Source organism: Butyricicoccus porcorum (assembly GCF_002157465.1).
GTDB lineage: Bacteria > Bacillota > Clostridia > Oscillospirales > Butyricicoccaceae > Butyricicoccus_A > Butyricicoccus_A porcorum.
Genome location: NZ_NHOC01000006.1, coordinates 24,106 through 37,301, shown reverse-complemented (window position 1 = coordinate 37,301; position 13,196 = coordinate 24,106). Strand labels below are relative to the sequence as shown.

At 49.0% G+C, this 13,196-nt stretch carries 10 protein-coding genes; 1 reads left to right on the top strand and 9 read right to left on the bottom strand.

The genetic code is table 11. The annotated features are described in order from the left end of the window. Positions 1 to 144: 144 nt before the first annotated feature. The 6 genes from CBW42_RS08345 to CBW42_RS08320 all read right to left on the bottom strand — a co-directional run bounded on the left by CBW42_RS08345 (position 145) and on the right by CBW42_RS08320 (position 9,545). Positions 145 to 1,515 (bottom strand): MFS transporter, encoded by a 1,371-nt coding sequence (locus CBW42_RS08345; protein WP_087019887.1) that lies wholly within the window; start codon positions 1,513 to 1,515, stop codon positions 145 to 147. Between the two features lie 14 nt (positions 1,516 to 1,529). Further along, a complete protein-coding gene (locus CBW42_RS08340) occupies positions 1,530 to 4,604 on the bottom strand; it encodes a glycoside hydrolase family 2 TIM barrel-domain containing protein (protein ID WP_087019884.1) in 3,075 nt (1,024 codons plus the stop codon). 67 nt (positions 4,605 to 4,671) lie between these two features. Further along, the gene (locus CBW42_RS08335; protein ID WP_087019882.1) at positions 4,672 to 5,709 is read right to left on the bottom strand and encodes an aldose epimerase family protein; all 1,038 of its coding nucleotides are present in this window, start codon (positions 5,707 to 5,709) and stop codon (positions 4,672 to 4,674) included. A 23-nt stretch (positions 5,710 to 5,732) separates the two neighbouring features. After that, on the bottom strand, positions 5,733 to 7,232 hold the full coding sequence (galT, locus tag CBW42_RS08330; RefSeq protein ID WP_087019880.1) for a UDP-glucose--hexose-1-phosphate uridylyltransferase: 1,500 nt from the start codon (positions 7,230 to 7,232) through the stop codon (positions 5,733 to 5,735). 10 nt (positions 7,233 to 7,242) lie between these two features. Then, the gene (galE, locus tag CBW42_RS08325; RefSeq protein ID WP_087019878.1) at positions 7,243 to 8,232 is read right to left on the bottom strand and encodes a UDP-glucose 4-epimerase GalE; all 990 of its coding nucleotides are present in this window, start codon (positions 8,230 to 8,232) and stop codon (positions 7,243 to 7,245) included. 17 nt (positions 8,233 to 8,249) lie between these two features. Then, on the bottom strand, positions 8,250 to 9,545 hold the full coding sequence (locus tag CBW42_RS08320) for a galactokinase (RefSeq protein ID WP_087019875.1): 1,296 nt from the start codon (positions 9,543 to 9,545) through the stop codon (positions 8,250 to 8,252). A gap of 95 nt (positions 9,546 to 9,640) precedes the next feature. Between CBW42_RS08320 and CBW42_RS08315 the strand changes: the two genes are divergently transcribed. Next, entirely contained in the window at positions 9,641 to 10,513 is an 873-nt protein-coding gene (locus CBW42_RS08315; RefSeq protein ID WP_165761109.1) for an AraC family transcriptional regulator, read from the top strand. Between the two features lie 562 nt (positions 10,514 to 11,075). Here CBW42_RS08315 and CBW42_RS08310 read toward each other — a convergent pair. The 3 genes from CBW42_RS08310 to CBW42_RS15165 form a co-directional block, all read right to left on the bottom strand. After that, positions 11,076 to 11,699 (bottom strand): peptidase C39, encoded by a 624-nt coding sequence (locus CBW42_RS08310; RefSeq protein WP_087019868.1) that lies wholly within the window; start codon positions 11,697 to 11,699, stop codon positions 11,076 to 11,078. Positions 11,700 to 11,702: 3 nt separating this feature from the next. Then, the gene (locus CBW42_RS08305) at positions 11,703 to 12,827 is read right to left on the bottom strand and encodes a M20/M25/M40 family metallo-hydrolase (protein ID WP_087019865.1); all 1,125 of its coding nucleotides are present in this window, start codon (positions 12,825 to 12,827) and stop codon (positions 11,703 to 11,705) included. A gap of 167 nt (positions 12,828 to 12,994) precedes the next feature. Then, positions 12,995 to 13,117, bottom strand: coding sequence for a hypothetical protein (locus tag CBW42_RS15165; protein WP_278308592.1), 123 nt, complete (start codon positions 13,115 to 13,117; stop codon positions 12,995 to 12,997). Positions 13,118 to 13,196 lie beyond the last annotated feature (79 nt).

Below are 13,196 nucleotides of genomic sequence, written 5' to 3'. Positions count from 1 at the left end.
CAGACATCCGGTCTTTCAGACACTCGTTGCTCTTGAAAATTGTTTTATATGTTTTCCTCTGAACAACAAAATAATGCTCCCTGTCAGGTGAAATGCATCCTCCTGACAGGGAGCTTGTCGTTTTACTTGTTTATTGCAACTGCATTACGCGTTTTTTGCAGCAATCAGTTCTTCGTTTGCCTTTTCGACCTTCAGTCTGGACAGAATCAGCATGATAACGAAATTGATAATCATCGGAATCCACAGATACATGCAGTGCAGCATATTGATGCAGGAAGCCGATTGAACTGCTGCGTCAGCAACATATCCACCCGCCGCGAGCAGCCAACCGGACATTGCCGTACCAATGCCGCCGCCCAGCTTTGTGCCGAACGAGGAGCAGGAGAACATCGTACCATCCAGGCGCTTATTCTGCGTAAGATATGTGTACTCGGATGCGGATGCAATCAGTGCAGTCAGGTCACCCTGAAGCGGGCTCATGCCGATCGAAGCAATCGCAGAAAATACCAGCATCATCGGAACGCTTCCCATATACGCACCCACAATGACCAGTCCGCGCGAGACAGTACCAAGCAGATAACCAGACAGGTTCAGCTTATACATGCCGTTCATCTTCTTTACAAGGAACGGCGTGATGAGCAGGCCCAATATCATCGGGAGATTGATTGCAACAGAGAAGGTACCCAGCAGATTGGCATCGCCAAGAACATAAGTCATGAAATAAATGCCGGAGTTAATCATCGCACTGTAAATCTGCTGTAAAATGTAAACACAGCAAATCATGAGATAGTACTTGTTGTGCAGCAGCATTTTTGCTGCATCCTTCAGGCTGTATTTTACCTTGCCATCCTCATCAATGACATTGTCTTCACCGTCCAGTTCCTCATCCGAAAGTTCTTTAACAGAGAATGCGGAAATGGTATTGCTGATAAGTCCAATGATTGCATAGACGATTGCTACCGTTCTCCAGCCAACTGCACCGCCGCCGAAGAACTCGACTGCACCGACCGTAACGGCCTGAACAACGATGCTCGTACCGTAGGAGAACATGAATCGAATCGAGCCCATCTGTACGCGCTCATTGCCGTTTTTGGTAATCAGCGCAGTCAGCGTGCCATATGCTACATTATTTGCCGTATAGAACACAGCATTCAGCAGCGTATAGGTGATGAAGAAATAGATATACTGTGCCGTCTGTCCCCAGCTTGTCGGAATGGCATAAATCAGAACCATTGTAATGGCACAGCCGATAAAGCCAAACAGCATCCACGGACGGGCGCGTCCCAGCTTGGAACGCGTTTTGTCAATCATTGCGCCGAAGAATACATCGGAAATACCATCGCACAACTTGGACAACATCATCAGTGTGCCGATGATACCCGGATTCAGACCAATGGTATTGGTCAGATAGATCATAACAAAGGCTGCGAGGAAATTATACACGCCGCTGCCGGCAATATCGCCCGAGCCATATCCGATCTTGTTATACCATTTCAAATACTTTTTCTCTTCCACGTTCTTTTCTCCTTTCAAACAGATGCAATCGTCGGAATCATCTTCAGTTCAAATCGGAAGGTTTCTTCATCCAGCTGATACTGTTCCATCAGCTTTGGGCCACAGCTCTGCGAGCCAATGCCTGCCTGAGCATAATCCAGACAAAGAACTGTGCTGCCGCACGGAACCAGCTCATAATTGTGATTCTTAGCAGTCAATTCCTCCTGCGTATAAACCGAAGCATTGAATGCAATCGGCTTGGCTCCAACTGCGGTAAAGGTCATACTGTCGCCGGTCAGCGCGACATAATCGCAGTCACAATGGCTTCCGTTCTCCTGCGGGCGGATGTAGTCCTCATGCAGGTCAGAAACCGCAGCGGAATATACACCATAGCTTCCGGCAATGCGTTTGTCGCAATAGCTTTCCTCCGGGCCGATGCCGCAATAGCGAACCTGCTGCATCTCCTTCGGGAGGAACAGGCGAAGGCCAAAGCGCGGCAGCTCCGGGAACTGCATATCGCGCACGACATCCATGCAAACGGTAATGGCCCCCTGCTCAGAAATCGTCCATGTCGCGTCGATATCCATAAACCGCTGTACAGAAACTGCCTGTACAGACATAACACTGTGGATTTTGACTTTATTTCCGACAATTTGATACTCTGTCTGATAGCTGCGGCTGGTGCTGCGATCATACTGCGCATCCATCCACTCCAGCTTAATTTTTTTGTCATTATCCGTCGGTGCACGCCAGATATTTATTTCCATCGGCTTCGTAATGACGGCAGCTCCGCCCAGTTCCATGGATTCAAAAACACCCTTCAGCTTGTTGTATACATAAGTATATGATTCCGCTGTAATCGTCAGATAGCGGTCAGTTTCTTCGACAACCGGTGCTGCATCTGTGTGTTTCTCCTCCGCATACCACAGCCGGACATTGGTTTGATTCCTGCTATCCTCATTTTCCAAGGGAAGCTCATCAAAGCCCAGTACGTAACCGGCAGGCAAAATCTCGGTTTCCTCCTTCAGATAATAGCTCACCTTCAGGAAGCATCTGCCCCCTGCCGGAACTGTGACCGGGATGCTGACCTCCGTCTGCTGTCTCGGGTCAACCGACGGAAGGTCAATTGCACCCGAAGAAACTGTCAAGCCGTCGCAGGTAACCTCATAACCAGCAGTACAATAGTCTCTGAGATTCACAAAGTCCATATAGCTGCGGAGCACAGCGGTTCCGGTTTTCTGGTCATAGGCTGTGATTCTTGCCGGGCGGTATACATTTTTATATTCAATGACACCGGTACCGGGTGTGCGATCCGGGAAAACCAGTCCGTCCAGGCAGAAGTTACCGTCGTGCGGATATTCCCCATGGTCGCCGCCGTACCAATACATTGCCTTTCCATTTTCCGCCTGCCCCTTGTAAATGGCATGGTCGCACCATTCCCATACGAAGCCGCCGCAAACCTGATCGACTGACTGGATCATTCCGAAATAGTCTTCCAGATCACCGGGGCCATTGCCCATCGCATGGCTGTATTCGACCAACAGATACGGCTTGTCCGGTACATCCTGCATGTCCTCCATCGCTGTCTCAATGGTACGATACATCATGCTGTACATATCGATGTTGGAGAAGTCATATTTCTTGTCACGGTTGTAATAATAGGACCCCTCATAGTGGGTCAGACGGCTCGGATCGAACGCCTTTGTCCATGCCAGTGCATTTTCAAACGTGCACCCATATGCACTCTCATTGCCCATCGACCAGATGACAACACACGGACGGTTTTTATCACGCATCACGCAGCGTTGAATGCGATCCAGCGTGGGTTCCATCCAGTCCGGATTGTCTGCAAACGGCTCATTCCAGCACGCTACATGCTTGTCCCAGTCGGCATTGTTTTCGCAGTAGAGCTGCGACGCACCGTGGCTCTCAAGATCCGCTTCATCGATGACAAAAAATCCATATTGGTCACACAGCTGATAGAATTGCGGTGCATTCGGGTAATGGCTCGTGCGAATCGCATTGAAATTATGCTGTTTCATCAGAAACAGGTCGCGCTTCATCTGGTCAATTCCAATGGTAAAGCCAGTTACCGGGTCGGAATCATGTCGGTTCACGCCGCGGAATTTTATCTGTTTTCCATTGACATAGATAACGGTTCCCTGTACACAGATTTCACGAATGCCCACACGGTCGGTAATCACTTCGTTCGCTGTCTCAAGAACCATGGTATACAGATATGGGGCTTCCGGATTCCACAGTACAGGCTCCGAAATCTTGATGCACGCTGCATGCGTATATCCGCCATCGGAGTGAGATGCTTCCGCAGAGCCTTCTCCGACAAGCACCCCATTTTTGTTATAAATTATAACTTTAGTCGGAACAAATTGTCCCAGATACGAGAACTCCACCCGCACTTCCGCATGCTCCGCCTGCATCGCCGTATGGACATAATAATCAAAGATACACTGTTCCGGGCGGCGCAGCAGATAAACATCGCGGAAAATACCACTCATACGGAACTTGTCCTGATCCTCCAGATAGCTGCCGTCACACCATTTCAGCACCAGCACGGCGAGCTTGTTGTCGCCTTCGTTCAGATACTCGGTCACATCGAACTCACTGGTCGAATGGGCTACCTGGCTGTATCCGACATAGGTTCCGTTCAGCCAGACATAAAAACAGGAATCCACACCTTCAAAGTTCAGATATGCCCGCGGCGCTTCTGCGTTTTTCTGATAGGTAAAGTGATGTACATACGCACCGCACGGATTTTCCTGCGGAACATATGGCGGATCCAGTGGGAACGGATACCGGATATTCGTATACTGGTGCGCATCATAGCCATGCATCTGCCAGACACTTGGAACGGGAATTTTGTCATATCCCTCCGGCACATATTCGGTTTCATAGAACGCATCCTGCAAGTCATAAATGCTGTCATAGTACCGGAATTCCCAGTCTCCATTCAGCAGCTGCATGCGGTCGGAATGCGTCCGATGCTCCACAAGATCATCCATCCGCCGGGACGCCGGGATATAATACGACCGGTTCGGCATCGTGCGATCATGCAAAATATCCAGATTTTCATAATACCTTGGTACAATCATGTTTGCTTCCTCCTACTCTTTTCTTCTTTTATTCAGTGCACCATGCACAAAATAATCCTGTTCTGTTTTATCTGTTTGAAAAACGATATACTGTTGTGTGCGCATACTGCTCCCCGGAACGGAGAACCGGTGCGGCAAAATTCGGACAATGCACAGCATTCGGTGCATATTGTGTTTCGATGGCAAAGCCACTTCGCATGTCATAAACCGCCCCATTTTTTCCCACCGGAAGCTGTTCCAGATAATTCCCCGAATACAACTGCATGCCCGGCAGATCAGATTCTACCTCCATCATAATCCCGGTATCTTCGGCATATACCCGGGCAAACGGACGCATACCTGTCCCATCAATGAAATAATGATGGTCATAGCCTCTTGCGGATTGAATCTGTCCAAATGGATCGTCCCAGTGCTCTGCAAATCGATGCGGCGCCCTCAAATCCAGCGGTGTATCCTGCACGTGCTGGATTTCACCGGTTGGCACGCTGTGCAAATTCTTGACTGCATAGGTGTCTGCAAAGACCTGAATCTGCTGTTGCCCGATGCTTCCCGCATTGTGCCCGGACAGATTGAAATATGCGTGGTTAGACAAATTGCACAGGGTATCCTTCGTGCTTTCCGCCCGATAGGTCAGCGACAACGCACCGTCCGCCAGCTGATAGGTGACGGAAACCTGCAATTCTCCCGGATATCCTTCTTCTCCGTCCGGACTGGTGCATCGCAGCACCAGTCCCGCATCTGAAATATCCGCGTGCCATAGTTTTCTGTCAAAGCCGGATACACCGCCATGCAAATGGCACACACCGTTGTCATTCCATGCAAGGGAAAATTGATTCCCTCCAACGGAAAGCTCTCCTCTGGCAATTCTGTTCGCACACCGTCCCAGCAATGCCCCAATATAACAAGTCTGCGCTTCATAGTCCTGAACCGAATCAAAGCCCAGAGCAATGTCCGTTGCTATCCCCTCGCGGTTTGGAACCTTTACTGACTGGATGATACCGCCCAGTGTCAGCACTGCAACAGCATATGCCCCCTCCGTCAGCCAGAACCGCTCCACCGGCATCCCTTCTCCAGTGGTTCCAAAGTGTTCACATGTAATATTCATCTGCTATCCCTCTCTTTTGGCTGTCAGACCGACTGTACAAACCGTAAAAAAGCCRTTTTTCCAGCTTCGTCGCGCTTGAATACACCCGCGTGTTCGAGCACCTTGGAGAAGACAACGCCAACTTCCTTCTGTACGATGTCCATCGCATTGTCTGCCGTGAAGCTATAACGTGTCTTTAACTCATCTGCCCAGTCGGCATGCTTTTCTATGCGCTGATCTGCGCGGATATCCGCGCCGGAAACCAGCGCATCTGCCAGAACCTGAAGCTCTTCTTTGAGCCGTGCCGGGAGAACTGCCAGACCCATAACCTCAATCAGGCCGATGTTCTCTTTCTTAATGTGGTGCAATTCTGCGTGCGGATGATATACACCGAGTGGATGCTCTTCTGTTGTGATGTTGTTGCGCAGCACAAGGTCCAGTTCATATTTGCCATCGCGCATACGTGCAATCGGCGTAATCGTATTGTGCGGCTCACCGTTGGTCTCCGCGAAGATAAATGCCGACTCATCGGTATATCCACGCCATACCGCGAGGATTTTGGAAGCCAGTTCGACCAGAGCATTGTCATCAGCACTTCTCAGGCGGATGACTGACATCGGCCATTTGACAATACCCGCTTCGACGGTGTCAAAGCCGTCAAACAGGAGCGGCGTCTCCACCGGTGCCTTTTCCATCGCAAATGTGTAGTGTCCGCCCTGAAAATGGTCGTGCGCGAGAATCGAACCGCCGACAATCGGCAGGTCAGCATTCGAGCCGACAAAGTAATGCGGGAACTGCTTCACAAAATCCAACAGCTTTCGGAACGTCGCCGGTTCAATTTTCATCGGTGTATGCTGCGAATTGAACACAATGCAGTGTTCGTTATAATACACATACGGCGAATACTGCATGAACCATGCGCTGTCATTGATCGTCACTGGGATAATGCGATGATTCTGGCGCGCCGGATGATTGACACGGCCTGCATAGCCCTCGTTTTCTTTGCACAGCAGGCACTTCGGATACGCAGACTGCGGCATATTTTTTGCTGCCGCAATCGCCTTCGGGTCTTTTTCCGGCTTGGACAAATTGATGGTAATATCCAGATCGCCGTATTCGGTCGGTGCAATCCATTTGACATCCTTTGCAATGCGGTCGCGGCGAATATAATTGGTATCCTGGCTGAACTTGTAATACCAGTCAGTCGCAGCCTGCGGACTTTTTTCGTACAGATCAAAGAATTTCTTACGTACCTGGCTCGGCGCGGGCGTAATAGCGCCCATCAGTTTGGTGTCAAACAGATCACGATATACCACACTGTCTTCGGTCAACGCGCCGGTTTTCAGCGCACAGTCACACAAGTCGTTCAACACTGCCGCCAGGTCAATGTGATCGTCAGTGCCGTCGGTATCCTCCGGTTCTTCATAGTCGTCCACACGGAGAACTTCCAGCAGGCGGTTGATGGCCCATGTCTTGTCGGCCGGTTCCATCAGTCCGGTCTGGATACCATAGGCGACAACCTTTTGAATGCTGTCATATAACATCGTTTCCACCTCACTTTGCAAAGCCATGCGGATGATTTTTGTGCCAGTTCCACGCGGTTGCGATGATTTCTTCCAGATCGGCATGCTGCGGGTTCCAGCCCAGGACAGTGCGTGCTTTTTCACTGGAGGCAATCAGCTGTGCCGGATCACCTGCACGGCGCGGAGTGGTCTTTGCCGGAATCGGATGACCGGTGACCTTGCGCGCAGTGTCGATCACTTCCCTGACGGTAAAGCCGACGCCATTGCCCAGATTAAAGATATTGCTCTCGCCGCCGTTTATCAGATAATCCATGGCGAGAATATGTGCCTGTGCCAGATCGGTGACATGGATGTAATCGCGGATGCAGGTGCCGTCCTTGGTGTCGTAATCGTCGCCAAAAATGGAGATAACGTCACGCTGTCCATTCGGTACCTGTAAAATCAGCGGAATTAAATGCGATTCCGGATTGTGTGCCTCGCCGATGGTGCCGGAAACATGTGCGCCGCACGCATTGAAATAGCGCAGGGAGACAAAACGCAATCCATGAGCCTTTCCAACCCACTTGAACATCTTTTCCATGCTCAGCTTGGTTTCACCATAGCAGTTGGTCGGCTCTGTGCGGTCGGTTTCCAAAATCGGTACCCGTTCCGGCTCGCCGTAGGTTGCCGCCGTGGACGAAAAGACAATCTTATCAATTCCATGTGTAACCATGGATTCCAGCAGAACCTTTGTCCCGTACAGATTATTGTCATAATACTTGAGGGGATTGGTCATGGATTCACCAACCAGTGAATTCGCTGCGAAGTGAATCACGCCGTCAATCTGTTCGTTGTCAAAAACCGAGTCAACAAACGCGCGATTCCGAATGTCGCCCTGATAAAATGTTGCTTTCGGGTGTACTGCCTCGATGTGTCCGGTTTCCAGATTGTCTGCAATGACGACGTCTTTTCCTGCGTCGATCAACTCATATACGGTATGCGAACCAATATAGCCCGCGCCACCCAGTACCAGAATTGCCATAGTAAACTTCCTCCTTTTTATGCCATCAGAACCACACCGCCTGCCGGACGAATCGTCAATACATGGCAGGCATTCTTACCCAGAACCGATTCCATTGTCGTCTTAAAATATCCCAGCATATCATTCGGAACAAACGCCTGAATGGTGCCTGCAAAGCCGCCGCCGTGGACACGGACTGCGCCGCGCGCCTCAAGAATGTTTTCTGCCAGCGCCAGTGCAATCGACATATCCTGCTTCTCCGGATTTACGCCGGCATATACATTTTGCAGGTACATCGCAGAAGAACGTCCGGAACGGCGCACCAGTTGGCGGAACCGTTCAAAGTTTCCCTTTTGCAGCGCTTCCTTTTCCGCCACTGCGCGGCGGTTTTCCGCAAAGAAATGCATCGCACGCAGTACGGCACGGTCGCCATACTGTCTGCGCAGCGATGGAATGGCGCGCAAAAACTCTGCTTCTTCCACTTCGCGCAGCACAGTCTTGCCAAATGCGCCTGCAATCTCGCCCATCTCGCGCGGAATTGCCGCATAATCGCTGGTCAGCTCCGCATGATCCCCGCCGGTGTCAATAATGCAGAGCGAATGCTCGCTCGTGCTCATATCATACGACACACGGCACACCTTCGGCTCGGATTCACTTTCAAAATCAATGGCCACTATACCGCCCACAGAGGATGCCATCTGATCCATCAGGCCACACGGCTTGCCGAAGTAAATATTCTCCGCATACTGCCCGATTTTTGCGATATCAATCGCTGTCAACGCACCTTCACAGAAAAACTGATTCATGATGACACCGATCATGGTCTCGTATGCGGCAGAAGAAGACAGTCCCGATCCGCTCAGCACATTGCTCGTCATGTAAGCATCAAAGCCCTTGATTTCATAGCCCTGCTTATGTGCTGCCGCTGCCACGCCGCGAATCAGTGCCGCAGTTTTGTTGACTTCCTCCGGATGCGGGGTCAGGTCAGTCAAATCAATCTCATCCGGCGGATAGCCCTCCGACTGAATGCGGACAAGCATGCTGTCATTCGGTGCCGCACACGACACAATGTCCAGATTCACGCTCGCCGCCAGCACATTGCCATGCTGATGGTCAGTGTGGTTGCCGCCCAGCTCAGTGCGGCCCGGCGCACTGAACAATTCTACTTCATCATTGCGTCCGAACGTAGAACTGAATCCGTCTGCCACATGAAGCAGTCTGCCGCGGTACTCACTCAGCTGTTCGCTCCCGCTGGCACAGCCATATACCTCACATATTCTTTCATCCATTTTTCCGGTTCGCAGAGCAAACTCTGCCTGATCTAACAAAATCATACGTTCACCTCATCTTTATTTCTTTCTCTATGTATGATCTGTGTTATAATAAACACAGTAAGACAACCTGTTCTGTCTGTATTGGAGGAAGGCATATGGAAAAAGGTTATACATTGACACTGGAGGGTAAGAAATCCCACTTTCATGAGCTTCATATGAGCTTCTGTGGCCATTCTGTATGTTATCCAGATAACAGTATCGGTCCCGCAGCACACCCCTGTTATGTCCTGCATTATATTCTGGATGGCAAAGGACAATATCAGGTTGATGGCCGAACCTATTCACTGGGTAAAAATCAGGGCTTTTTAATAGAACCAAATGTCATGTCTTCCTATCGGTCAGATCATGAAGATCCATGGACGTATCTTTGGATTGGTTTTGAAGGCTCAACTGCCAGGACGCTGCTGGAAGCGATGGGCTTTTCTCACCAGAGCCTCACCTATTCTGCAAACTGTGGCTCAAAACTGCTGAAAATCGTCACTGCAATACTCAAAAGCGAACTGGACGGTCTGGAGCAGGAACTGTACCTTCAGGCGCAGCTATTTCAGTTTTTTTCCTGTCTGTCACATGATCTCTCCACAGATCGAACGATATTTCGCAGCGATAAGCAAAATTATTATGTGCGTGCTGCGGAAGAGTTCATCCGGGAACATTATGCAGATAATATCACCGTACAAGATATTGCCGATGCGGTTGAAATCAGCCGAAGTTATCTGTCCACACTGTTTCAAACGGTTCTGCACACCTCGCCCAGCGAATATCTCGCCGACTTCCGACTGACCCGCGCACACGAACAGCTCGGTATTACAGATGATCCGGTGAGCAAAATCGCCGAGAACTGCGGATATCAGAATCCGTTGGTTTTTACACGAGCTTTTAAAAAGAAGGTTCATGTAACTCCCTCCCAGTACCGAAAATCCATTCGTGAAGAGAGGAAAATAAACATTCAACAGATACGAAAACAGTAAATATCTTCTCAAGTACAATCGACATATCGTCTGTTTTTTTGTATCCATTGTTCCAGTTGAATTTTTCTTTTTTATATCGAAAATACTCTCTGTCTCCTGTTTATCTTCTTTTTTTCTATAATGATTATATCATTTTCATTTCAACGCAAAAAGTAACACGCGTTGATAATACCATACTTTTCGTTTACTCATTAAAAAACAAAAAATCTGTTTTTCGTTCAGGTTGAATAGTTTTAGTAAAATTTACTCAGTTTTTCTTTTTATTTTACTTTCCGTGATATCTTCCCCCATAAAACAGCTGGTCTCAGCTTTTATCACCGGAAACAGCTGTTTCTCCGTGCGCATCCGTTATGCCATGGCACTGAACGTCATCTGAGCAGCCTATACAGATTTACATCCGTTTTCAGCTTCACCTCTGCGGATCAGTTCATATGAACCGCCTTTCAAATCGTGCAATATATTTTCATAATAAAACGCCAAAATTGCAATCAGAAACGTAGTTCCTGAACAATTTTGGCGTTTATTTTGTCATTTGGATGTTTTGGCCTTTTCCGCAACAAATTCAGATAAAATATTCGATGGTTTTCTCTGCTGTCAATCTTGTTTCCTCATTAAACAGTAATATCGCTTCGCGTGCTTTTATAGGGCCCAGAGCATAAACTCCCTGCTTTTCTTCGGTATTCAGCCGTTCCGCTGTTACAATGCGATTCCGACGGAACGGCTCGTTTTCCAAAAGCTGAATATCTCGCTGAACAAAGGGACGCTTGCGGTAATACGGATCAAACATCGAAACTTGATTTTCCTCCTGACCAGTCAACAGGACATAGTGATCACCGCCATAGTTGAGCCGGGCAATCACAGCACCGTTGCAGTGCAGCGCCTGTGTGAGCAGGCTTTTATCTCCAAGGTAGACCGATTGACCGGATAGATACTCACATACAACAGGAAAATGACAGGCTCTGCCAAATTGAGTGAGCCAGCTGGAAAGAAACATCATAGCCACACGAGAGGTGCCATTTTTACCGATTTCACCTTTGGCATTATAGGCATCCAGACTGTACAGCATAATATGTTGTACAATTTCCGGGAGGAGCTGTTCTCGCGAAAAAAGAAAGCTCATGGCATTCATCATAGTTGTCGGGCCGCAATCATATTCGGAAATCTGATAGTGCAAGGGAGTTTTCATCGGTTACACCTCCGCGCACATCAGATCTACAGTAATAGCAGAAATCCGCCTCAGCTCCTCTATGGATGTATATTCCGTACAGGAATGAGAGTTATTCATTGCGGTGGCAAGGACAATGCCTGTGATTCCGTGCTCGGACAACGGATTATTGTCACTTCCCCCCATCGTGCTACGCAGAAAACAGGAAATCCCCTGTTTTCTGCACACGGCTTCAAACCGTTTGACCACAGGATGTGTTTCCGGCGTATGATATGCATGGACATGAATGGTATGCGTTATGTCCAGCTCAGCACCGCTCTGTGCGACGGCATCGCGGAATGCCGTTTGCGTCTCCTCCCATGCCGCCATGGCAGAAGCATGCGAAAAGCTGCGGATTTCCCCGGTCACAACGCAGAGCTCCGGCACAATGTTAGTTTGGGATCCGCCGGAAATGGTTCCAATGTTGCGCGTGGTCTGCTCATCCAGCCATCCATTTTTCAGAGTATGTACGGCTGTCGCTGCAATCGCAATTGCATGAATACCTGCCTCCGGCACAAATCCGGCATGAGAAGCGCGTCCATGCACAGTGATGCGAAAAGAAAGAATCGTCGGAGCCTGAGTGGCAGCTCCACCAACCGGACCGGATATATCCAGAATGTAAGCTTCCTTTGCCTGAATTCTGTTAAAATCAAACATTCCGATTCCGGTGCAATAGCTCTCTTCTGCGGCTGAAAATAATACTTCAATCATTCGATGCGGCAGCTGGTCTGCCTGAATCACAGATAGCGCCTCTAAAATCGCTGCCAATGCAGCGCAGTCATCTGCGCCGAGAACCGTTTCGCCATTTGATGTAATCGTGCCATCAGGATGAACAACCGTCTGCTTTCCATGCGATGGTTCTACCGTGTCCATATGTCCGGAAAAGAGCAAGGGCGGCAGTGACTCCATCCCTTGTGTTGCCGGCAGAACAGCATATATATTTCCGGCAGTTCCGCCGATTTTTTCCGCTGCATCATCCTCTGTTACCGCAAGGCCAAGCTGTTTCAAGGTTTCTTTTAAATAATCACAGATTTTACGTTCTCCACAGGATGGACTGTCAAAGGAAACCAGTGTGCAGAAAGTCTGAAGCAGTCGTTCTGTTTGTATCATGAGAAATTTTCACCCTTTTTATGATATGATTTTTTCCAAAATTTGTACTTTATTACGCAAAACAGTATAAAGGATTTAACTCCTGTTTTCAACAGATATCCGGCAAATAAATAACGACCTCACCCCTGTGAGAAACAGGCGTAAGGTCGTGTGCAATTAAAATATACTCATGAAACCGACTGTACAAACCGTAAAAAAGCCGTTTTTCCAGCTTCGTCGCGCTTGAATACACCCGCGTGTTCGAGCACCTTGGAGAAGACAACGCCAACTTCCTTCTGTACGATGTCCATCGCATTGTCTGCCGTGAAGCTATAACGTGTCTTTAACTCATCTGCCCAGTCGGCATGCTTTTCTATGCGCTGATCTGCG